General features: G+C 54.9%; 23 protein-coding genes and 1 pseudogene. 13 read left to right on the top strand and 11 right to left on the bottom strand.

Annotation, left to right across the window (positions count from 1 at the left end; genetic code table 11):
• Nucleotides 1–15 precede the first annotated feature (15 nt).
• From ACYQ04_RS02715 to ACYQ04_RS02725, 3 genes are all read right to left on the bottom strand, one after another.
• Entirely contained in the window at nt 16–1,416 is a 1,401-nt protein-coding gene (locus tag ACYQ04_RS02715) for an MATE family efflux transporter (RefSeq protein ID WP_460127136.1), read from the bottom strand.
• Between the two features lie 104 nt (nt 1,417–1,520).
• Nucleotides 1,521–1,712: a 50S ribosomal protein L37e gene (locus ACYQ04_RS02720; RefSeq protein WP_015859350.1), complete on the bottom strand. Its 192-nt coding sequence runs from the start codon at nt 1,710–1,712 to the stop codon at nt 1,521–1,523.
• Nucleotides 1,713–1,730: 18 nt separating this feature from the next.
• Nucleotides 1,731–1,961, bottom strand: coding sequence for an LSm family protein (locus ACYQ04_RS02725; RefSeq protein WP_042690133.1), 231 nt, complete (start codon nt 1,959–1,961; stop codon nt 1,731–1,733).
• A gap of 149 nt (nt 1,962–2,110) precedes the next feature.
• Between ACYQ04_RS02725 and glyS the strand changes: the two genes are divergently transcribed.
• The gene (gene glyS, locus ACYQ04_RS02730) at nt 2,111–3,829 is read left to right on the top strand and encodes a glycine--tRNA ligase (protein WP_460127137.1); all 1,719 of its coding nucleotides are present in this window, start codon (nt 2,111–2,113) and stop codon (nt 3,827–3,829) included.
• Here the strand turns inward: glyS and ACYQ04_RS02735 are convergent.
• Nucleotides 3,826–4,170: a HepT-like ribonuclease domain-containing protein gene (locus ACYQ04_RS02735; RefSeq protein WP_460127138.1), complete on the bottom strand. Its 345-nt coding sequence runs from the start codon at nt 4,168–4,170 to the stop codon at nt 3,826–3,828. The genes glyS and ACYQ04_RS02735 overlap by 4 nt on opposite strands.
• On the bottom strand, nt 4,163–4,465 hold the full coding sequence (locus ACYQ04_RS02740) for a nucleotidyltransferase family protein (protein ID WP_460127139.1): 303 nt from the start codon (nt 4,463–4,465) through the stop codon (nt 4,163–4,165). Before ACYQ04_RS02740 ends, ACYQ04_RS02735 begins: the two co-directional genes overlap by 8 nt.
• Before the next feature lie 59 nt (nt 4,466–4,524).
• Here ACYQ04_RS02740 and ACYQ04_RS02745 point away from each other — a divergent pair, with 59 nt between their 5' ends.
• The 6 genes and pseudogenes from ACYQ04_RS02745 (at nt 4,525) to ACYQ04_RS02770 (ending at nt 9,200) form a co-directional block, all read left to right on the top strand.
• Nucleotides 4,525–5,034: a ribonuclease FAU-1 family protein gene (locus ACYQ04_RS02745; RefSeq protein ID WP_460127140.1), complete on the top strand. Its 510-nt coding sequence runs from the start codon at nt 4,525–4,527 to the stop codon at nt 5,032–5,034.
• Nucleotides 5,031–5,336 carry a DUF167 domain-containing protein gene (locus ACYQ04_RS02750; protein ID WP_460127141.1) on the top strand — a complete coding sequence of 102 codons (306 nt, stop codon included), beginning with the start codon at nt 5,031–5,033 and terminating at the stop codon, nt 5,334–5,336. Before ACYQ04_RS02745 ends, ACYQ04_RS02750 begins: the two co-directional genes overlap by 4 nt.
• Nucleotides 5,337–5,354: 18 nt before the next feature.
• Nucleotides 5,355–6,722 carry an ATP-binding protein gene (locus ACYQ04_RS02755; protein ID WP_460127142.1) on the top strand — a complete coding sequence of 456 codons (1,368 nt, stop codon included), beginning with the start codon at nt 5,355–5,357 and terminating at the stop codon, nt 6,720–6,722.
• Nucleotides 6,723–6,956: 234 nt separating this feature from the next.
• Nucleotides 6,957–8,459 (top strand): annotated as a pseudogene (locus ACYQ04_RS02760) (AAA family ATPase); the annotation flags it as partial.
• Nucleotides 8,460–8,574: 115 nt separating this feature from the next.
• On the top strand, nt 8,575–8,805 hold the full coding sequence (locus tag ACYQ04_RS02765; RefSeq protein WP_460127143.1) for an AbrB/MazE/SpoVT family DNA-binding domain-containing protein: 231 nt from the start codon (nt 8,575–8,577) through the stop codon (nt 8,803–8,805).
• Nucleotides 8,790–9,200, top strand: coding sequence for a PIN domain-containing protein (locus ACYQ04_RS02770; RefSeq protein ID WP_460127144.1), 411 nt, complete (start codon nt 8,790–8,792; stop codon nt 9,198–9,200). The genes ACYQ04_RS02765 and ACYQ04_RS02770 overlap by 16 nt, the downstream gene beginning before the upstream one ends.
• Here ACYQ04_RS02770 and ACYQ04_RS02775 read toward each other — a convergent pair whose 3' ends face one another.
• Nucleotides 9,201–10,208: a phosphorylating glyceraldehyde-3-phosphate dehydrogenase gene (locus ACYQ04_RS02775; RefSeq protein WP_460127305.1), complete on the bottom strand. Its 1,008-nt coding sequence runs from the start codon at nt 10,206–10,208 to the stop codon at nt 9,201–9,203.
• A 155-nt stretch (nt 10,209–10,363) separates the two neighbouring features.
• On the opposite strand from ACYQ04_RS02775, the gene ACYQ04_RS02780 reads away from it, so the two are divergent.
• The gene (locus tag ACYQ04_RS02780) at nt 10,364–11,122 is read left to right on the top strand and encodes a molybdopterin-binding protein (RefSeq protein ID WP_460127306.1); all 759 of its coding nucleotides are present in this window, start codon (nt 10,364–10,366) and stop codon (nt 11,120–11,122) included.
• A gap of 40 nt (nt 11,123–11,162) precedes the next feature.
• The gene (locus ACYQ04_RS02785; RefSeq protein WP_460127145.1) at nt 11,163–12,236 is read left to right on the top strand and encodes an mRNA surveillance protein pelota; all 1,074 of its coding nucleotides are present in this window, start codon (nt 11,163–11,165) and stop codon (nt 12,234–12,236) included.
• Between the two features lie 3 nt (nt 12,237–12,239).
• Here the strand turns inward: ACYQ04_RS02785 and ACYQ04_RS02790 are convergent, their stop codons facing one another.
• From ACYQ04_RS02790 to ACYQ04_RS02805, 4 genes are read right to left on the bottom strand one after another with little or no spacing between them, the layout of a single operon-like run.
• Nucleotides 12,240–13,226, bottom strand: coding sequence for an AIR synthase family protein (locus ACYQ04_RS02790; RefSeq protein ID WP_460127146.1), 987 nt, complete (start codon nt 13,224–13,226; stop codon nt 12,240–12,242).
• Nucleotides 13,226–13,972 carry a PP2C family protein-serine/threonine phosphatase gene (locus tag ACYQ04_RS02795; RefSeq protein ID WP_460127307.1) on the bottom strand — a complete coding sequence of 249 codons (747 nt, stop codon included), beginning with the start codon at nt 13,970–13,972 and terminating at the stop codon, nt 13,226–13,228. Before ACYQ04_RS02795 ends, ACYQ04_RS02790 begins: the two co-directional genes overlap by 1 nt.
• A 5-nt stretch (nt 13,973–13,977) precedes the next feature.
• Complete coding sequence (locus tag ACYQ04_RS02800; RefSeq protein ID WP_460127147.1) at nt 13,978–14,763, bottom strand: DUF7411 family protein; 786 nt, start codon at nt 14,761–14,763, stop codon at nt 13,978–13,980.
• 37 nt (nt 14,764–14,800) lie between these two features.
• Nucleotides 14,801–15,151, bottom strand: coding sequence for a DUF4870 domain-containing protein (locus tag ACYQ04_RS02805; RefSeq protein WP_460127148.1), 351 nt, complete (start codon nt 15,149–15,151; stop codon nt 14,801–14,803).
• 189 nt (nt 15,152–15,340) lie between these two features.
• On the opposite strand from ACYQ04_RS02805, the gene ACYQ04_RS02810 reads away from it, so the two are divergent.
• The 4 genes from ACYQ04_RS02810 (at nt 15,341) to ACYQ04_RS02825 (ending at nt 19,305) form a co-directional block, all read left to right on the top strand.
• On the top strand, nt 15,341–15,568 hold the full coding sequence (locus ACYQ04_RS02810) for a FeoA family protein (RefSeq protein WP_099211522.1): 228 nt from the start codon (nt 15,341–15,343) through the stop codon (nt 15,566–15,568).
• 9 nt (nt 15,569–15,577) lie between these two features.
• Complete coding sequence (feoB, locus tag ACYQ04_RS02815; RefSeq protein ID WP_460127149.1) at nt 15,578–17,566, top strand: ferrous iron transport protein B; 1,989 nt, start codon at nt 15,578–15,580, stop codon at nt 17,564–17,566.
• Between the two features lie 2 nt (nt 17,567–17,568).
• On the top strand, nt 17,569–17,829 hold the full coding sequence (locus tag ACYQ04_RS02820; protein ID WP_099211518.1) for a DNA-binding protein: 261 nt from the start codon (nt 17,569–17,571) through the stop codon (nt 17,827–17,829).
• Nucleotides 17,830–18,063: 234 nt separating this feature from the next.
• Nucleotides 18,064–19,305: a nucleotidyltransferase family protein gene (locus tag ACYQ04_RS02825; protein ID WP_460127150.1), complete on the top strand. Its 1,242-nt coding sequence runs from the start codon at nt 18,064–18,066 to the stop codon at nt 19,303–19,305.
• On the opposite strand, the gene ACYQ04_RS02830 is transcribed toward ACYQ04_RS02825, so the two are convergent.
• Nucleotides 19,297–22,071, bottom strand: a complete 2,775-nt coding sequence (locus ACYQ04_RS02830; RefSeq protein ID WP_460127151.1) for a DEAD/DEAH box helicase — start codon at nt 22,069–22,071, stop codon at nt 19,297–19,299. The genes ACYQ04_RS02825 and ACYQ04_RS02830 overlap by 9 nt on opposite strands.
• Nucleotides 22,072–22,123 lie beyond the last annotated feature (52 nt).

The raw sequence follows: 22,123 nt of genomic DNA on the forward strand, positions 1-22,123 counted from the left end.
ATATAAACGTTCCCGTCACACCTTCACGTGCTTCCACTTGCCCTTCCTGAAAATCCACCAGTACATTCCTGCGCTCGTGAAGGTCTCGAGGCTCATCGCAATCCACGCCGCTATAACGCCGAGACCCTCGAAGGTAAAGCCCGGGAACGTGAATCCGAGCAGGTGAAAGCTCGGAATCGAGAACCCAAAGCCGAGAAGGTAGGCCGGGATAATCCGGAACAGGAGCTTGCTTATCGCAGTAACATACATTGGGCTCTTGGTGTCGCCGGCTCCCCTTAGAGCTCCGCTGAGGACGAAGACCCACGCGAGGGGAACCTCGCTCACGCCAACGATTATGAGGTAGATGCTCGCGAGGTGGAGGACCTCGGCGTAGTTCGGGTCGTTCGGGTTGAGGAAGGGCATGACGAGGTAGCGCGGGAAGAGGATTAGCACCGCGCCCATGACGCCCATGAAGAGGCCTGCCATCTTCATTGCCTCGTAAACCGTTTTCTCTGCTTCCTCAGGTTTCTTTGCCCCAAGGTTCTGGCCGACCAGGGCCGATGTTGCGACGTTGAAGCCGAAGGCAGGCATGTAGGCGATGCTCTCAATCCTGAGGCCTATCTGGTGCGCCGCCAGAGCCACGTCGCCGAAGCGGGTGACTATGCTCATGTAAAGGAAGTTGTAGAAGCTGAAGAGGCTCCTCTCAACGAGCGTCGGCGTGCCGATGCGGACTATCTTCTCCACTATCTCCCTGTTAAAGCGCCAGCTCGGCTCGAACTTCAGGACGAGCCGGTTGGATAGCAGGAGAACCAGAAGAACCATTAGGGCAGAGGTTATACCGATTCCAGATGCCCATGCAGCTCCTACCGCCCCAAGCCTCGGAAAGCCGAGCTTTCCGTAGATTAAGAGGTAGTCAAAGAGCGCGTTCATGACGTTCATCAGGATTCCTACCTTCATCGGGGTCTTTGTATCGCCGGCTCCCCTGAGGGCAGAGTTTACCGTAAAGACTACGAAGCGGACGGGATAGAACAGGAAAACGACCTTTAGGTAGGCGTAGGCAAGGTTCAAGAGCTCCCCCTTCGCACCCATTATCCTAAGGATATCATCGCCGAAGAACCAGCCAAAGAGCAGGACGGGGATTCCAAGGAGAAAAGCAAGGTAAAGGCTCTGTTCGAGAACGAGTTCCGCCCGTTTGAACTCCTTCGCACCTACCGCACGCGCGACGAGGGCGAGGGTTCCGACGGAGACCGACATCATTATCGGGAACATGAACCAGCTTACCTGCCCGCCGAGGCCCACCGCGGCTATCGCCAGGGCACTCACGTGGCCGACCATCAAGGTGTCCACTAGGTTGAGGAGGGTCTGGGAAATGTTGGCTATGATTGCCGGCCACGCGAGTTTCCATATCCTGCGCTGGGTCTCGTTGTGGAGTATCATTAAGACGCCCCTCTAAACGAACAAAAGAGCGTTTTAGTTAATAAGGGTTGCGGTTTCGAGAAAGAATGCACAGAATAGAACACAAGGAAACAAAAGAAAAGGGTTCAGTATGAGAGGTTCCTCTTCTTCTTCCACTTGTGGCTCCAGCTGTACTTCCTCATTCTCCTGCTCCTGCCGAAGCCACAGGCGGCGCAGTAGCCCTTCTTAACGTTGAAGGCCCTCCTACCACAGCGCCTGCACCTGATGTGGGTAGGGGTCCTGTTGCGCTTGCCCTTCGGCGCGGTTCCGGCTCCCATGGTATCACCCCGCTAAGCTCACTCTATCTCGACCGGGGAGATGGCCAGAACGTTGTCTCCCCTGATGACGATTTTACCGTACTTCTTAACCTCCTCGCCGTCCTGCATGAGCGAGGCGTCGGCGAGGACAACGTTCAGGTGGATGTCGTAACCGATGAGCCTTCCCCTGAACTCGCCACCCCTCTTGAGGAGCACGAGGACGTCCTTGTCAAGGGACCTGTGAATAACATCGAGTGGTCTTTCCGCCATTTTCACGCACCTCCAAACAATCAAAGCTCATAGCCTAAACGACGGGAACGGTTTATAACTCTTTCCGTTTTTGGGCTTCGTTAGAGTTCCAAATCGAATCCCAAAACATTTTTATGAAATTCGCCCGCTCAACTCTCAGGTGATAGAGCATGGGAGAGAAGCCCGACAAGTACGAGATTCTCCAGGATTTGATGAGGAGGCGAGGTTTCGCGTGGGGTAGCTTTGAAATCTACGGAGGTTCACGCGGATTCTACGACTACGGCCCTCTCGGCGCGACGATAAAGAGGAAGATAGAGCGGAAGATAAGGGAGGCATTCCAGAGGGAAGGCTTCTTCGAGCTCGAAACGCCGGACATAACGCCCGAGAAGGTCTTCATAGCGAGCGGACACGTGGAGAAGTTCGTTGACCCGCTCGTCGAGTGTAAGAAGTGCGGTGCCCGCTTCAGGGCCGACCACCTCGTCGAGGAAGCCCTTGGCATGGACGTCGAGGGATTATCCGCTGAAGAACTCACGAAGCTCATCCGCGAGCACGAGGTTCGCTGTCCCGAGTGCGGCGGCGAGCTGAGCGACGTCTGGTACTTCAACCTCATGTTCGAGACGAAAATCGGCCCCTACGGCGACCAGAAGGGCTACCTAAGGCCCGAGACGGCCCAGGGCATATTCGTGAACTTCAAGAGGCTGAACGCCTTCGCAAGGAACAAGCTCCCCTTCGGCGTATTCCAGATTGGGAAGGCCTACAGAAACGAGATTTCACCGAGGCAGGGGATGTTGAGGCTCAGGGAGTTCACTCAGGCCGAGGCCGAGATATTCTTCAACCCGAAGGAAACCGAACACCCTCACTTCGACGAGGTCAAGGACGAGGTTCTGAGGCTCTACCCAATAGAGCACCAGCTCAAGAACCTCGGCGAGATTGAAATGACGGCAGAGGAAGCCGTAAAGAAGGGCTACATTATGAACACCTTCTTCGCCTACTACATGGTCATGGTCAAGAGAACCCTCCTCGACATCGGCATCCCCGAGGACAAGATACGCTTCCGCCAGCAGCTGCCGGAGGAGCGCGCCCACTACTCGCGCGACACCTGGGACGCGGAAATCCACAGCGAGCGCTTCGGCTGGGTCGAGTGTGTTGGAATAGCGAACAGGGGAGACTACGACTTAAGCCGGCACATGCGCGAGAGCGGGGCAGACCTTACGGTGCTCATCCACTACGACGAGCCGAAAATCGTGAGAAAGCTGGAGGTTTCCCTCAACCTCAAGCGCGTTGGTCCAAAGCTGAGGAAAGACGCCAAGAGGATAAACGAGCTGGTCAAGGGCTGGAACGAGGAGAAGAAGCGCGAGCTGGTTGAGCTCCTTGAGAAGGAGGGCAAGGTCACGATAGAGGGCTACGAGCTGGAGAAGGACGACTTCATAATCAGGGAAGTCGAGGAGAAAATCACCGGCGAGAAAATAGTCCCGCACGTCCTCGAGCCGAGTTTCGGCATAGATAGGCCCTTCTACCTGCTCCTCGAGAACAGCCTCGTCATCGAGGAGGACAGGACTTACCTCAGGCTCAAGAAGGACATGGCACCGATTGAGGTTGCCGTTCTCCCGCTCGTCGCCAAGGAACCGCTCAAGGGCATCGCATACAACGTCTTCAGAAAGCTCCAGAAGGCAGGCTTCATAGTCGTTTACGACGAGAAAGACACCATCGGAAAGCGCTACCTCCGCTACGACGAGATTGGAACGCCCTACTGCGTGACCATCGACAACCAGACGCCCGAGGACAACACGGTAACGATTCGCGACCGCGACACGAGGGAGCAAACGAGAGTTAGCATCGAGGAGCTACCTTCAAAGCTCAGGGAGCTGATTTTCGGGGAGGGAGTTTAACACAGGTCTTCGATTATTTTCTCCACACTTTCCTTTAGTTCTGGCAGTTGAAGTCGGATTATCGTCCAGACAATTCCCAAATCAACACCAAAATAGTGATGAATAACGACATTCCTGAGCCCGACGACACGTCTCCATGGTACATTCGAGTAGGTACTCCTTATTTCATCGGGCACGTATCGGGAAGCCTCTCCGATTATCTCAAGGTTCCGGAGAACTGCATCGACAGTCTTTCGATCATTTATGAAGTCTTCAAAATCGTAACCCTCTGTATACTCCTCGATTCTGGAAATCGCCTCAAGCATATCGTTCAAGAAAAGACAGGGATCTCGCTCAGACATAGACAAGGTCCCCCTTTATGTGCTCCCAGAACCGTCCTCGGCTCATGGCGGCGTTTTTTGTGATTAAGTCCACCCTGACACCGAGAAGCGACTCAAGGTAGTCCTTCAAGTCCACTATCTCCCACCCGATGGGCCTCTCGAACTCCACGAGAATATCGACGTCGCTCAGCTCCGTCTGCTCTCCCCGGGCGTAGGAGCCGAAGATGGCAATTGAACTAACCCCAAACTTCTGGCGGAGTTCTTCCTTATGCGCCCTTAAAATTTCCTCAATCTCCCGCAGGGTTTTAATCATCATCGTTTATTCCTTGGTGGTGAAAATATAAAAAGGTTAATCCGGAGCTATTGCGAAGGCGTATGAAAGGAAAAATCCACCTTATCTACCGGCGGATTCCGAACCGGGTTCTCGAACGGGACGACGAGCTCATAGCGGATTTGGGCGATGTAATCGTCGCCAAAGCCAAGTTTGAGGGAATGCTCGCCCCACTGAGGGTGAACGGCGTGGAAGTCATTAAAAACGGCTATACCATGCTCTACTTCGCCTTCGTCGGAAAGAACTACGACATCTTAAAGGTCTACGATGAGCGGGGCAACTTCAGGGGACTCTACGTTGATGTCTTGGCCTACACAAAGCGCGAGGGGAACACCTTAGAGATGCTCGACCTCTTCCTCGACGTCTTCATCTTCCCGGACGGGGGAGCGTTCCTCCTCGACGAGGAAGAGCTTGAGATTGCCCTCAACTATGGTCTGATTGATAGGGAGACTTTCGATTTCGCTTACTCTGTCGCGAGGGAGATACTCGAAAAGGCCGGGCGCGGTGAATTTCCACCCGAAATCGTGTGGAAGTACGGGGAGGGTTCGAGATGAGCGCAAAATTCATAAAGGAGACGAAAGAGGGAACGCTCCTTCTCGTTTACGTCCAGCCAAAGGCAAAGAAGAACGAGATTGAGGGAATCGACGAGTGGCGTGGGAGACTGAAGGTCAGGGTGAAGGCGCCGCCAGTTGGAGGGAAGGCAAACAAGGAACTGGTTAAGTTCCTCTCGAAGGTCCTTGGAGCCGAAGTTGAGCTGGTTCGCGGGGAGACGAGCAGGGAGAAGGATTTGCTGGTCAGGCTGAGCGCGGAAGAAGTAAAGAAAAGGCTGGACTCAACCGGAAGTCTTAAATACTAATCTTGATTAGTACTAATCATGATTGGTAAATTCATTGACAGGAAAGACGAACTGGACCTGCTGGAGAGGGAATGGGAGAACACACCGTCCTTTGTCGTGGTGTACGGCAGAAGGAGAGTTGGGAAAACAAGGCTTCTGAGTGAGTTCGCAAAGGGGAAGAAGGTATTCTTCCATACGTTTACCGAGGGCACCAAAGAGGGGCAGATAGAGGCTCTCAGGAAGGAACTCGCGGAGTTTTTCGGGGATGAACTGTTCCTCAGCTTCTCGGACTGGTTCCCTCTCTTCAAGTACCTCGCCTCCAAGATAAACGAACGAACGGCGGTAATCCTCGATGAATTTACGTACGCGGTTAAATCCGACAGAGAAATCCTGAGCGCCCTCCAGAGGGCGTGGGACCATGAGCTCTCAAAGAGGCCGGTGATGCTGATACTTTCGGGCTCGCTCCTTGGAATGATGCGAGATGAAGTTTTAAGCTATTCTTCACCCCTCTACGGCAGAAGAACCGCAGGCTTCATGCTGAAACCGCTCAATTTCAAGCACTCCGTCGAGTTCTTCGGCGATTGGGATTACGGACTCAGGGCCTACCTGCTCCTCGGCGGTGTTCCGGCTTACCTTGCCATAGCATCGAGGAAACGGAGCATTGAGGAGCTTGTGGAAGAGGAGTTCCTCTCTCCCCTCGGCTATTTCTACGATGAACCCTACATAGTCCTCGCGGGAGAGTTGAGGGAGCTAAAGGTTTACTTTTCGATTCTCGCGACAATAGCTGGCGGAAAACACCGGCCGACGGAAATAGCAAACAGCCTCGGCATCGAGGGGAGGAGGGTATACCCCTACCTTGAAACCCTAATCCGGCTGGGCTTCGTGAGGAGAGAGGTTCCAGTGGTAGGAAAGGAAAAGAGGGGCATCTACCGGATAAACGACCCGTTTCTGCTCACGTGGTTCTCGCTGGTTTACCCGAACAGAACCGCCATAGAGCTCGGCCTGGCCAATTTCGAAAGCGTTTTTGAGAACCTCCAGAGGGTCTACTCCATGCGGTTTGAGGAACTCGCCCGAGAGTTTCTCGTCGAGCTGAACAAAGCCGGGAGGCTCCCGTTCAGTTTTACAAAAATCGGCAGATGGTGGCGGAAGGGAGAGGAAATTGACCTCGTTGCCTTGAACGAGCGGGAGAAGAAGGTGCTCTTCGTTGAGGTGAAGTGGAAGGAGCTAAGTGAGCGGGAAACGAGAGGAGTTTTGAGGGATTTGAAAAGAAAGGCAGGGCTTGTAGGGCTTGATGACTGGGAATCGTTTTATGGCCTCGTGGCGAAGCGGGCTGAAGGGAAAGGGGAGATGAGAGAAGGTGGCTGGCTCGTCTGGGACTTGAAGGACTTTGAAAATACCATCCACTGAGAATCACAGAAAAAAGAGAAAAGCCCCTTCGATAATCTCTAATCACTTCAGAATCCCCAAACTCCTGTTCGTCTTCCTTATGCTCTCGCACTTTTCAGCGAGCTCAAATATTGCCTCAATCGTGTTTAAGAATTTGCTTGTCAGACTGAGCGCGAAAGAGGTTAAGTATCTAATTTCCGTGTTGGTTACAAAACATTTTAGAGTTTTGAGAGTTATCCAATTATGGTGAGCAAAATGAGCAACGAAATTAAGCGTAAGGTATCTATCGCTTATCAGAGGGATGTTGGTAGGGGAATCGTTAGGATTGACAGGAAGGCCATGCGCGAGCTCAACGTCCAGCCCGGCGACATAGTCGAGATTATCGGAACCAAGAACACGGCCGCGGTCGTCTGGCCCGCCTATCCAGAGGACGAGGGACTCAACATCATCAGAATGGACGGAACCATAAGGAAGAACGCCGGCGTCGGACTCGGCGACGAGGTTACGGTTAGGAAGGCCGACGTCAAGGAGGCGAAAAAAGTCATTGTTGCTCCAACCGAGCCGATTAGGTTTGGAAGAGACTTCGTCGAGTGGCTCCACAGCAGGCTCGTCGGCAGGCCTGTCGTCAGGGGAGACTACATCAAGATAGGAATCCTCGGTCAGGAGCTCACCTTCGTCGTTACCGCGACGACTCCAGCCGGAATAGTCCAGATAACCGAGTTCACAGAATTTGAAGTCCAAGAGAACCCAATTCAAGAAAATGCTAAAACAACAGTCTTAGGGATAACCTATGAGGATATTGGTGGTTTATACGATGCAGTCCAGAAGATTCGCGAGATGGTCGAGCTTCCCTTCAAACACCCAGAGCTCTTTGAAAGGCTTGGCATTGAGCCTCCAAAAGGAGTCCTCCTCTATGGTCCACCGGGAACCGGTAAGACTCTCCTTGCGAGAGCTGTTATCAATGAAACTGCTAAGACCCACAATATTCGTGGTATAACCACAAGTGGTCCAGAGATAATGAGCAAGTTCTATGAAGGGAGTGATGAGATACTGAAAGAAATTTTCAAAGAGGCTAAGGAAACTGCCCCGAGTATAATTTTCATAGATGAGGTAGATGCAATAACACCGAAGAGAGGATGTCTTAGTGAAGTTGAGAAGAAGGTTATTTCACAGTTGATTATGCTAATGGACAGCCTAGATGAAGGGTTGGGTAGGGTCATGATTATAGGTACTACTAACAAACTGGAGTCTATAGATCCCACCCTTCTGAAAGTGGGACGGTTTGAGAAGGTAATAGAGCTTAAGCCTCCAGACAAGAAGGGTAGGAAGGAGATACTCCAGATACACACGAGGGGAATGCCACTGGAACCTGAATACGACAGAGATACTGTTTTGGAGGTTCTCAATGAGCTTAAGAGCATGAACACTTTCGACTCAAAGAAGGTGGAGGAACTAATTAAACTCGTCGAATCTGCGAAGAGCGTGGAGGAAGTGGAAGAAATTCTTAAATCCAAACGCGAGTTTTATCCCGAGATACGCGCCAAACTGGTAGACAAAATGCTTGATGAGATTGCCGACAAGACGCACGGGTTCGTTGGGGCTGACCTCGCGGCGTTGGCCAGAGAGGCGGCGATGGCCGCACTCAGGAGGCTCATCAAGGAGGGCAAGATTGACTTCGAAGCCGAGCACATACCCAAGGGAGTTTTTCAAGAACTCTATGTTAGAAAAGCCGACTTTTACGAGGCTCTTGAAGAGATAAACGAAAGAAGGAACTTGGATGAATGATATATCTCATTGTTTGCTTTAATTGCCCGATGACTCACAAAACTTTAATATAGGAGTTGGACAGATCTACTACCCAGGTGAACCTACTATGAGCGTCACGAAAGTAACCCGGAACTACCAGATAACGATTCCGGCCGAGATTAGGAAGGCCCTCGGCATAAGGGAGGGCGAACTTCTCGAAGTCAGCATCGAGGGAGACAGGATAGTCCTTCGGAGGCTCAGAAGGGAAAGAAAGCGCCTGAAACTCGGCAGAAACATAACACCCGGGGAGATAGAGGAGTCAATCGAGGGGGGCATGCGCGAATGCATGGAGTCATAGACACGAACGTCCTCATCTACGACACCTTCGAGGACACGGAGTTCCATAGAGGGGCCGAGGAGGTACTTGAATCCCTCGACAGGTGGTACGTTCCGGCGATAGTCGTGCAGGAGTACGTGTGGTTCTTCAAAAACAACGGCTTTTCGGCGGAAGAAGCGCTCGAAGCCCTGAAGGGGTACACGGAAGACCCGAGGTTCAAGGGCTTGAGTGAGGACCCCAGACTAATCGAAAGCGCCCTGGATTTAGTGGTAGCCGAAAAACTCTCGCTCTCACGTTTCAACGACGCGGTGATTCTCCTCCACGCCCTGGAGAAGGGAACCCTCGTTACATTCGACGTCAAGCTGAGAAACTTAGCAAAAAGAAAAGGGGTTGTTGTTCTCCCAGAGGAGCTTTAATCACTTCAAAATCCCCAAACTTCTGTTCGTCTTCCTTATGCTCTCCCACTTGTCCGCGAGCTCGAACATCGCCCTTATCGCGTCGATGTTCTCCGGAACCACGTCGCTCTCCTGATGCACCGCCTGAATGTAGAACAGCCTGTTTCCTCTCACGCTGATGCTCTCCTTCCAGACGGCAATCTCGTAGAGGTTGTTCCACTCGCGGTGCAGGTCCCTTGCAAACTCTATGAGCTGGGCGGTGCTGTCAAAGCCCCTCTCCTTCTCGAAGAGCAGAACGCGCGTGGTGTTCTCGAAGATATCGACGACGTCTTTCGCCTCGACCGGCTTCTTCAGCTCGACCATTACGCTGTGAACGTGCATGAGCGTCGTCGGAACGACGAAGGCGCTCGTCTCAATGTTAATCGGTATAACCGTCTGGACGTCCGGCCCGTGGTGGGAAGGAACGGTAACGCTCGGCGTAATGGCGTTTATTGGACCGCGCTTCGTGTCGTTGGGGTCGGCCGCTCTTCTAATCATGACTGCGTAAACGTAGTCTATGTACTCCTGAATTGCGCTCAGCGTCCTTGTTAGGCCCGTCGTGTTGCAGGAGACGACGCGGACGTAGTCCTTCCCGAGGGCCTTCTCGTAGTTGGCCTGGGCCACGAAGGAAACCTCGGCAACGCTTGCCTTCTCACCGCCCTGGAATACGGCTTTAACGCCGGCCTTCTCGTAGAGGGCCTTGTTCTTCGCCCCCATTCCTCCGGGGGTGGCGTCAACGATTACGTCAACCTCGTTGAGAAGGTCCTCCAGCGTTCCGGCGACCTCGAAGCCGGCCTTCTCAAACCTCGGCAGGAACTCCTCGCCCGCAGAATAGACGGGGATTCCCAGTTCTCTCGCGCGGTAGGCTTCGAAGTCCGGCTTGGTCTTGGTTACGCCGATGAGCTTCATATCGTCCTGTTTGGTTACGGCGTAGGCGACACGCTTTCCTATAGTGCCGTAGCCGTTGATTCCGACCTTAACCCTGGCCATGGCAACCACCGGGAGTTTTACAGTGATAAAATACTTAAACCTTGTTTTCACTCGTGGTGAAAAGCACTTCAAGAAGTGGCTGTTTTAACATTCTCCTGCAAAACCCCTCCGCTGGCGTTATAAGTCCCTAAGTTGAAACATCTCCGGTGGTGGGAATGTTCGCGGAGATACTGACGGTAGGCGACGAGCTTCTCACAGGGAACACCGTTGACAGCAACTCCGCCTTCATAGCCCAGAGGCTCACCGAGCGGGGCTACTGGGTGAGGAGGAAAACGACTGTGGGGGACGACGTGGAGGAGATAAAGACCGTCCTCAGAGAAATCCTCGGCAGAAAACCCGAGGTTCTCGTTATCTCCGGCGGTCTCGGACCGACACACGACGACGTTACGATGTTGGCGGTAGCGGAGGCCCTCAACAGAAGGCTCGTCCTCTGCGAGGAGTGCCTTGAGAGGATTAAAGCGTTTTACCGCGAGCTTTACGAGAAAGGTCTCATAGACGACCCCGAGTTAAACGAGGCGAGGAGGAAGATGGCCTACCTGCCGGAGGGCGCGGAACCGCTTGAGAACACCGAGGGCGCCGCTCCAGGGGCTTACATCGAGCACGGGGGTGTTAAGATATTCGTCCTTCCCGGAATGCCCCGCGAGATGAAGGCGATGCTCGAGAAGGAAGTCCTCCCGAGGCTCGGGAAGAAGAAGTTCGTCCAGAGGAAGCTTCTGGCGGAGATAACGGACGAGAGCAAGCTCGCGCCGATACTCAACGAGACGCTGGAGCGCTTCAAGGTTAGAATCCACTCCTCGCCGAAGGGCTTCGGGAAGTACATCGGGATAATCCTCTTCGGTGAAAGCGGGGAGGAGGTAGAGCGCGCGAAGGCCTTCATGGAGTCGAAGGGAATCCGCTTCGAGGAGGGCTGGTAACCTTTAAATCCTTCCCTCCAAGTTCGTTAGGGGTGAGAGGGTGCAGATACTCGAAGAGAAACCCAAGGAGGGCATAGTGAAGGTAAAGGCCGAAACGCTGGACGACCTTTGGCACCTCTACCACGTCATAGACCCCGGCGACGTCGTTTACGCTAAAACCCTCAGGAAGCAGTCCCAGAGGACGGACTCGCTGAGGGCCGAGAAGGTCGAGGTCATTCCGGTTTATCTCGGCGTTAAAGCCGAGAAGATAAACTTCCACAAGTTCGCGAACCAGGTCCGCGTTACCGGGCCGATAGTCTACGCGAGCAGAGAAGATGTCCCCCTCGGCAAGTACCACACGATAACGATTGAAGAAGGAACGGTCGTAACAATCCAGAAGCCCCGCTGGAAGGAGCACCACATAGAGCGCCTTAAGGAGGCGATAGAGGCCTCGAAGAGGGCCAAGGTCATGATTGTGGTGATAGACGAGGGGGAAGCCGACATAGCGCTCGTCCGCGAGTACGGCGTCGAGATGGCCGCGAGCATAAGGCGGAACCTCGGCGGGAAGCGCTACAACACAGACAGAGAAAGCGAGGAGAAGAAGTTCTTCCACGACTTGGCTAAGACTATGGCCGAGCTCATGGAGAGGGAGAAGATTGAGAAGGCGATTGTAGCGGGTCCGGGCTTCGTCAAGGAGGATTTCCACAAATTCCTGCGCGAGAACTACCCCGAGCTGGCGAAGAAGGTCGTCATCGAAGATACGAGCGTAACCGGAAGGACGGGCATCTACGAGGTCATCAAGCGCGGAACCGTTGACAGGGTCTACCACGAGAACAGGGTTGCCAAGGAAGTCCAGCTCATCGAGAAGGTCCTTGAGAACATCGCGAGGAACACCGGGTTGGCCACCTACGGCCTCAGGGAGGTGGAGGAAGCGGTGAACTACGGGGCCGTTGAGACGCTTTTGGTCCTCGACGAGCTTTTGAAGAGCGGACACAGGGAGAAGGTCGAGGAACTCATGGACGCCGTAAGGTATTCAAGGGGTGAAGTCGTCATCGTCAGCTCTGAGCACGAAGGAGGCGAAAAGCTGAAGGCATTGGGCGGCCTCGCGGCGTTGCTGAGGTTCAGGGTGAAGTAATATTCAGTAAAGCTCCACATAGGGGTCGCCCTCGAACTCAGGGAAGGGCCTTTCCTCGCTACCCTCTACGAGAATTCTCTCCTTTCTCTCCGTGAACTCGCCGAGCTTGAAGGCCCTAATTCCATTTCTATTCAACTCTGCAATTAGGGAATCGGCGTTCTCCGGAGGCGTTATCGCTATCAGCGTTCCCGTCGAGGAGACACTCCACGGTTCCAGCCTGTAAAAATCAAGGACTTTCCTTACAAGGGGATTCAGCTCGAGCCTCTCACCGTAAACCCTGAAGCCCACTCCAGAGTTGTCAGCAATCTCGTGGAGCGCCGTTAGTCCGCCCTCGGTAGCATCGTGCATCCCCCTGACGAAGGGCTTCGCTATCAGCGCATCCGGGAGAACCGTTTCAAGCCTGTAGAGCGAGCGTAGCTCCTCTATCTCCCCAGAGGTTAGAACCTTCCTCAGCCCTTCAGCGCGGAAGTAGGCTGAGGAAACCGCGAACTCAAGAGCGACTTTGTTCGTAACGATTATCCTATCTCCCGGCCTCGCGATGGGAAGTTTGAGCTCCCCCTTTCTCACAAGCCCCATCGCCGTTGTGGTTGCGGTTGGCTCGGAAATCGGGGGGTAAACTCCGGTGTGCCCGCCGATTACCGCCGTTTTATACCGCTCGCACTCCCCCTTGAGGTCTTCCATCGCTTTTCGGAGAAACTCCTTCCTCGTTCCCGGCGGGAGGAGAAAATCAACCACGAGCCACCTCGGCCTCGCCCCGAAAACCGCGACATCGCTCGATGCAAAATGGTAGGTGAAGAAGCCGAAGGCTTCAGCGGGAACGCCGAGCGTTGGGTCGGTGGCTATTACGAGGTAGTTCTCATCGTCGTACTCGAGAACCGCTGAGTCAAAGCCCTCCCTCGGTCCGTAGATTACCTTGGCGTCCTCAACACCGAGGTTCGGGAAGATTACCTCCCGCAGGACGTCGTTCCTCAGCTTTCCGGGCGGGAGCATCAGAACCACCGGTAGAGGATTATCGTAACGTTGTCGTGGGTGACGCCGAGGGCCTCGTTGAGCAGTACCTTAACGGCCTCGCGGGGTTCTTTGCTCTCGCTCAGGGTTTCAAGGATTCTCTCAGGCTTCACATAGTCATGAAGGCCGTCTGTGCTCAGGAGGAGCCAATCACCGGGTCTGGCCTCCCAGCGGTAGAAATCCACGGCGAAGCGCCTCCCACTGGCGCCGATGACGTGGGTGAGTCTGCTGGACGCTGGATGGCCCCATGCCTCCTCTTCGGTCAGTTCCCCCCTGTCGAGGAGCTCCCTCAGGAGGTTGTGGTCGCGCGTCTGGGCCAGAACTTTTCCATTCCTTATCAGCTGGGCCCTGCTGTCACCGGTGTTGGCGAGAAAAACTTCCCTCCCCCTAATAACGGCGGTGAGAAGCGTCGTTCCCATTCCTGCCCTCTCTCCAATGGCCTCCTCCAGAACGGCGGAGTTCGCGAGCTCGTGGGCCCTCCGCAGAAGGAGCCGCACGAGGACTCCGTCCATCCCGTCCTCGTACTCGTCTGCAATGACTCTTCTAACGGTTTCTAGGGCAATTGCCGAAGCGACCTCCCCCGCCGCGTGTCCCCCGAGGCCATCTGCTATCCCGAGGTAGTGACCGTAGGGAAGCTTTCCAACGGTGAACCCGTCCTCGTTGTTCTTCCTCGCCCCAACGTCGCTCACCGCGCAGAGGTGAGGGTAGCAGAGCCACTTCGAATCCATTCTTATCACCGTTTGAACTTTTCGATAACCTTTTTAACTTCTTCGAGTGTCTCCTCGTCGGCGTTCCAGGCCATTATCTCGAAGCTCGGCACGCGGACGCTTACCCTGACCTTCCGCCTCCTCGCGATTCTACTCACCTCGTAGTTCACCCGGTAAGCGAGGTTCATCAGTTCCTCCGTGACGATTTCCTCGCGGTCTATGTACTGCAACGGACAGCCCTCGCGCCACTGCCTCCTCCTCGCGTGCTCGTACATGCGGTAGGGCCTTATACCAGCCTCCTCAGCGAGCCGTTCGACGAGGTCCGCCGGGTACTTGATTAGGGGCCTGAAGAAGGGAACGCCTATCCTCGGGATTTCGCAGAGCCGTATGTCCGTCTTACACTGGTCGAGGAGCGCTCCGATTATCTTGTCGTTGGCGTTGTCGCCCTTCGCTAAGACGTCAAAGCCGTTGTCGAGGGCAAACCACTTGGCATTCCAGAGCATGACCTTCTTGCAGTTTATGCACACCGGCCCCTTCCTGCCGGTAGCCTCACGGAGAAGGCCGTCCGTGATGTCAACCAAATAATGTTCAACGCCGAGGTTCTTCGTGAAGCGCATCGCCCAGCCGAGCGTTTCGCGCCAGCTCCAGCGGTGAAAGAACGTCAAGGCAGAAACGTCGAGACCGGCTTCTTTGAGCAGGTAGAGAACGAGCGAGCTGTCCTTTCCGCCGGAGAAGAGAACGAGAACCTTCTTGTGGTGAATGCCAGACTCCCTGGAGAACTCCTGGATTTCCTCAACGACATCCTCAAGCATGAAAAAACGTAAAGGATGGGGCTTAAAAAGCTGAGCCTCAAACGTTGAACTTCTCGACCCACTGCTCGGCGAGGTCGCCGAAAATCGGGAACTTGTAGAGCTCGCCCTGGTAGGCTTTAACCATGCCCACAATCCAGGCTATGATGGCAATGAGCGATAGCAGGTATGCAATGAGTCCTCCAATGATAGGTATGAACTCGAAAACTTTAATCGCCACCGTGAAGAACAGGAACATCACAGTTGACTGCATCGCATGGAAGCGGACGAAGTAGCTCTCTTTCTCCAGCAACAGTAGGATTATTCCGGTTAGCCACCAGAGCAGATACGCGAGTAGTCCCTCCATGTTCTCATCCATCCCGAGGGACGTTTTTCTAATCTCCTCACCCATGGTGATACACCTCCATCCTTCTCTATTGAAGCTCCTATAAATACCTTTGCAACGGGGCTCACCGTTGGGGACGGTTTTCCAACCTCAGTGATTTGGATTCGAACCGCTGAGTTTTGTTAGGCTCACCAAAGATTTATTAAGGGTTTCGAGTAGTTGAGTCGGAATTAGGAAAACCTAACGGTGATGAACATGATTGTGCCCTTACTGTCACTCGCTCCTGGCGAGAGAGGGGTTGTGGTTGACCTGCGGGGGGGGCCGAACTTCCGGAGCAGGCTCTACGCGATGGGACTGGCGCCGGGGGCGATTGTTAGGGTCCTCGAGAACTACCCGAGGGGTCCGGTTATAGTCGAGGCCGGCGGAACGAGGCTGGCACTTGGAAAGGGCATGGCCTCAAGAGTCCTTGTGAGAAAACTCTGAGGTGATAGCATGGCGATGAGGGTGGTCGCCCTAGCCGGCAATCCCAACGTTGGAAAGACGACGATATTCAACGCCTTAACCGGAATGCGCCAGCACGTCGGCAACTGGCCCGGCGTTACCGTCGAGAAGAAGGAGGGCGTTTTTGAGTACAAAGGCGAGCGTTTTCTCGTGGTCGATTTGCCCGGAACGTATTCTCTCACCGCCCACTCCGTTGACGAGCTCGTCGCGAGGAACTTCCTCCTCAACGGAAACCCCGATGTGGTTGTTAACGTGGTTGACGCGACCTCGATTCTCAGGAACCTCTACCTCACCATGGAAATCTTCGAGATGGGGCTGAAGAACGTAATCATAGCCCTCAACAAGCTCGATTTAGCGGAGAAGAAGGGAATCAAGATAGACCCCGTAAAGATGTCCAAGGCCCTCGGCGTTCCAGTCGTCCCGCTCAGCGCCAAGGAAGGTGCCGGAATCGAGGAGCTCAAGGAGAAGATATGGGAGATGGCGCACAGGAGGATAAAGACGAACCCCGTTTTACCGCGCTACGACGAGGCGGTCGAGAGGGAAATCGAGCACATCGCCAAGTGCCTTGAGGGGACCAAGCTGGCCGGCCGTTACCCGCTCCGCTGGCTGGCGATAAAGCTCCTCCAGCGCGACGACGAGGTTATGAAGCTCGTTCTTAGGCACCTCGGCGAGGAGAAGCTGAAGGAGATAATGACCCACATAGGCGAGGCCGAGGAGCGCTACGGGCGGGCGATGGACCTGATTATAGCCGGCCAGAAGTACGAGTTCATAGACGGCCTGACCCACGAGTTCATGAGCTACGGGAAGGCAAAGGAGACGCTCACAGACCAGCTCGACAGAATCCTCGTCCACCCGGTTTACGGCTTCATAGCGATGGCCTTCGTCTTCTACCTCGTCTTCAAGTTCGTCTTCACCTTTGGAATGCCCCTTCAGAGAATCCTTGACGAGGCTTTCTCGGCTTTTGGGGGCTGGCTCGCACCCCACATAGCCAACGAGACCCTGCGCGGTCTCCTCGTGGACGGAATCATCAGCGGTGTTGGCTCAGTCTTAAGCTTCTTCCCGCTCGTCTTCTTCCTGTTCCTCGCGCTTTCCTTCCTCGAGGACCTCGGCTACATGGCGAGGGTAGCGGTGCTGATGGAGGGGATAATGCGGAAGTTCGGCCTGCCGGGCAAGGCGATAATACCCCTGATCCTCGGCCTCGGCTGCAACGTTCCGGCAGTTATGGCCACGAGGACGCTCGACGAAGAAAGAGACAGGCTCGTGACGATGTTTGTCAACCCGTTCATCCCATGCTCCGCCAGACTCGCCGTCATAAGCTTCCTCGTGGGGGCCTTCTTCGGTGGGAACGCGGTCGTCGCCGTTGGAATCTACCTCATAGCGGTCGCCGTGGCGTTGCTCTCCGCCAAACTCGTGAGCAGGTTCGTTTCCGGCGAGGAGAGCCCCTTCGTAATCGAGCTCCCAGAGTACATAATCCCGAGCGGAAGGAGCCTTCTCCTTCACTCGTGGGAGAGGAGCAAGGAGTTCGTCCAGAAAGCAGGAACGGTAATCCTCGTCGGCTCGATAGCAATATGGTACCTCAGCAACTATCCCGTGCCGATTGGAACCGGAAAGAGCTACGCCGAGAGGCTCGGCCACTTCGTCGCACCTTACCTCAACCTCATGGGGCTCGACTGGAAGGCCGGGGTGAGCCTAATCTTCGGAATAATCGCCAAGGAGAACGTAATCTCAACCTACAGCATCCTCTACGGTGGTTTAACGGGGGAGGCGCTCAAAAGGGCTATGATGTCATCTATGAGCCCACTGCAGGGCTTCGTCCTGGCGGTCGTTACGACGCTCTACATACCGTGCATAGCCACGATAGCGGCCATAAGGGCTGAGAGCAACTGGAAGTGGGCGCTCGCGGTGACGGTCTACATGATAACCGTCGCCTCGCTCCTCGGAATCTTGATATGGCACGTTGGAACGGCGCTGGGGTTGTGAAGATGGGCAAGATGGAGGAAGTGCTGAGGCTCATCAACGAGGGCAAGCGGTTTCCTCAGGACATAGCGAGGGAGCTCGGGATTACGGTTGAGGAAGTCGAGGGAATAATCGAGCTCCTCAAAAGCCTTGGCTACATCGAGGAGGTTGAGCAGGGGCCGGCCTGTGAGACCTGCCCGCTCAGAAAGGTCTGTTATGGAAAGTGCCTCGTGCCAAGGGTGAAGGTGCTTAGGCCGAGCTTTGATGTTCACAAAAACGAGCATTAGTGAACAGTCTGGTGCACCCATCTTTTCATCCGGTTGGGCGCTTCGCGTTCTTCAAGCGGGACCCATCAATCCTCGCTTATCCCCTCCATTCGCGGGACCACTGAGCCTTTTTGCCTCATTCACGTCAACTTTTCGGGAGTAGTCACCGCCGGTTAAACCTTTCACCAACGGTAATATATTTTATGGCCGTAAAATATATAAGCCGACCCGTGGTATCTATAGACGGTGAGAACCATGAAAGCTGTCATTCTTGCAGGCGGTTTTGGAACGAGACTCAGGCCCCTCTCATCAACGAGGCCAAAGCCGATGATTCCCGTCCTTGGGAAGCCCAACCTCCAGTACATCCTCGAAGCGCTCGAGAAGGTCCCCGAGATAGATGAGGTCATTCTCTCCGTCCACTACATGAGGGGTGAGATAAGGGAGTTCGTTGACGAGAAGATGGCGGACTACCCCAAGGAAATCCGCTTCGTCAACGACCCCATGCCGCTCGAGACCGGTGGCGCGCTCAAGAACGTTGAGGAGTACGTGAGCGATGACTTCCTTGTGATTTACGGCGACGTCTTCACGAACTTCGACTACCGCGAGCTCATAAAGGCCCACGAGGAAAACGACGGACTCATAACCGTTGGGGCGACCAAGGTCTACGACCCGGAGCGCTTCGGAGTCCTCGAGATGGACGAGAGCGGAAAGGTGCTCCACTTCGAGGAGAAGCCCAAGAGGCCCAAGAGCAACCTCGTTGATGCAGGAATCTACGTCGTGAACAAGAAGGTCCTCGAGGAGATTCCGAAGGGCAAGGAGGTCTACTTCGAGCGCGAGGTCCTCCCGAGGTTCGTCGAGCGCGGCGAGGTTTACGCCCACAGGATGCCGAAGGGAACCTACTGGGTCGACCTCGGGACACCGGACGATCTGTTCTACGCCCACCAGATAGCGCTCGACGAGATGGCCCGTGAGAACGGCTACTTCCACATAGCGGAGAGCGCGGAGGTTCCGGAAGACGTTGAGATTCAGGGGCCGGTTTACATCGACGAGGGCGTCAGGATAGGACACGGCGTCAAGATTAAGGCCTACTCTTACATCGGCCCGAACACCGTGATAGAAGACAAAGCCTACATCAAGCGCTCGGTCCTCATCGGAAGCGACATAATCAAGGAGCGCGCCGAGCTGAAGGACACGATACTCGGCGAGGGAGTTGTAGTTGGCAGGGACGTAATCATCAAGGAGAACGCTGTCATCGGCGACTACGCGAAGATTTACGACGGGCTCGTGATTTACGGGGCCAAGGTCCTGCCCTGGAAGAAGGTCGAGGAGTACGAGGCCTACATCAAGATAAAGCTCGACCCGACCAAGGTCAGGCCCGGCCAGTATCCGGACCGCTGTCCGCTCGGCCTTCCGGAGTGTATATACAAGAAGTTCAAGGCGATAGCCGGCGAGAAGCCGCCGTGCGACGAATGTATCGAGAACCAGTGGCTATTCTGATTTATCTTCCTCGACCCCTTTCTTCTTATCGACCCAGAACCGCCTCGTCCTTATGAACTGCCTCTCCCTCTCCATGAGCGCGAGGATTAATGAGTCCCCCCTGTACTGCGCGAGCAGTCGCGCGGCGGTATCGGGCCCCGTTCCGTAGCTCGCCAGCGCCAGCACCGCTTCGAAGCCGTAGGTATCGACCAAATCGGCCGCCTTTAACAGCTTCCTATAGGCTCTCTCCTCCTTTTTCTCCAGCGGTTTCCCATGTCTCACTTTCTCAAGCACCGCGAGAAACTCCTCGGCGTCAATCGGGTGCGCCACCGCTAACATCTTTGAACCACAGCGCGGGCACTGCCTCAGATTGATGTTTTGAAGTCTCGCAACCTTCGTCTTCGAGTGCCAGCCGCAGTTGGTGCAGACTAAAACAACTTCGTGCTCAAGCAACCTCTTCCTGAACAGCTCAATCAGCTCGTCTTCCTCCAGAACACCCGACAGCAGGAACTCCCCGCTCACCGTCATGTTGAGCCTCGCCAGAGTTGAAGGCTCCTTCCTCAGGACTGTCTTCACCCTCAGCGAACCGGCTTTGAGCAACTCCATCACGAGCTCGGCCTTCCTGACGTCAACCTTGTCGTGGTAGAGCTCGTTGAGCGTTTCCCTCTCAATCACCGTCCCCTCGAAAAGCCTCTCAATTCTCCTTATTCTCGCGTCCCGCCTTAAGGCACCGAACCGCTTGGCCACGTTCAGCATTCTCCAGCGGTAGGCGTGAGAATCCCTCAGAGCACGGGAAACTATGAACTCGACGCTTTCGGGTTCCTGATAGAGGTAGCGCTTCACTTCGTCGGGGTTGAGCTGGAACGGGGTCTTGAAGACTATCGCGTGCCCCTGGCTCCTCACGGAAAAGACCCGGCCGTAGCGGAGGATTAGGAGCGAGTGAACTATCCTCCCTATCGCTTCGTTCGCCCTGCTTCCGAAATCGGCGTGGATTATCAGCGCTTTGGGCGTGCTCTCGACGATAATATCTCTATCCGTTGGAAACGGCTCGTCCCTGATTTCCTCGAGGGTCCTTCTGAGTTCCTCCTCGCTGAACTCGACGCCCTCCAAAAGACCTAATGCCTTTCTGAAGTCGAAGGCCAACTCCCTCCTCAGCCTACCGACGTCGAATGCAACTCCAAAGGGAACGGGAATCATCTCGCCCTCCCAGCTCGGTATCGCGCTCTCGAGGCTCTTGCTCTCGCGAACCTTCAAAAGCCTCGCCTCGTCGTCTATCTTGAGCACTATCCAGCTCCGCCCGTTCATGACGAACTCCATGCCCTCTTCCAAATCCATCACGAAGCTCTCATCGAGCCTCCCTATGACGTGCCCGCTTTTGGCGTCGAAAACCCTCCAGGAAACCTCGTCCGGAATCGTCGAGAGGTTCTCGTAGTAGTACTGGAACGCTCCTCGCCTGAGGTAGAGGAGGTTTTTCTCTTCATCGTAGCCGACAAGGCGAGCGTCCTCTAAAACGCTGAGAACGTCGAGGTAATCGCTCCAGCTCAAATCGCGGTAAACGTAAGCCCTTTTCGCTATCTCGTAGGGCCTCTCGCGCGGAAGGCGTTTGTATTCGATGAGCAACCCGACGACGAAGTGGGCCAGGACGTCAAGCCCGCCTATCGGCTCAACCGCCTCGAAGCGCCCCTCTAAGGCTCTCTTCGCTATGACGAGGCTCTGAAGGTAGTCCTCGACGTTCGTCGCTATGACGTAGCCCTCGCTGACCTCCCCAATCCTGTGCTTCGCCCTGCCGACGCGCTGGACCAGCCTGTTGACCTGCCTCGGACTCATGTACTGTATCACGACGTCAACGTCGCCGATGTCTATGCCGAGCTCCATCGAGGATGTGCAGATTAGGGCCCGGATTTTCCCCTCCTTGAGGGCCTTCTCAGCCCTAACGCGCGCCTCCTTCGAGAGCGAGCCGTGATGAACCTCGACAGGCTTTCCCCAGGCCTTGAGGCGATGCGCAAGGACCTCGGCGAACTGGCGGGTGTTGGTGAAGATGAGGGCCTTTCCGTGCCTCTCAACTATTTCCCACAGAACCCTCAGACGGGACGCTATCTCCGGCGAGACGCTCAGCTTCTCAGCAAGCTTCCTGTCTTCCTCTTTCGGCTTCGGATAGAGCACGTGGAAGCGGTAGGCTTTCCTCCAGTTCGGCTTTACTATCGCCTCGGCCCTGAGCCAGTCCCTCACCTCTTCCTCGTTGCCAACCGTCGCTGTCATTCCGATTCGTCGGAAGTCGGCAATCTCAGCCAGTCGCTCAAGGTTCAGGAGGAGCTGAGAGCCGCGCTTGTTGTCTACAAGCTCCGCTATCTCGTCAACGATGACGAACTTCACGTTTTCGAGATGTTTTCGAAGTGATTTGACCGTCAAAATCACGCCGAGGGTTTCGGGGGTGATGATTAGCATTTGAGGCGGGTTCTTAGTCTGCTTTGCCTTCCTGTAGGCTGACGTATCGCCGTGCCTGACCTCGACGGTTATTTCGAGCCTCTTCCCCCACCATTCGAGCCTCTCAAGCAAATCCCTGTTTAACGCTTTGAGCGGGGCTATATAGAGTACCGAGATGGGTTTTAGCCCTTCCTCAAGGATTTCGTTGAAAACCGGCAGAACAGCGGCTTCCGTTTTTCCAGAGCCGGTCGGGGCGATGATTAGAATGCTCTTCCCAGAGCTAACCTCCCTGAACGAGTCCTGCTGGAGCCGGTTGAGCTTCCCAAAGCGCTCTCTGATGGCCTTTTTGAGGAGGGGGTGCATGGTTAAACCTGTATCCTGTACTTTATAACCCCTACCGCTAACTTTATAAGAC

The organism is Thermococcus prieurii (assembly GCF_054657655.1).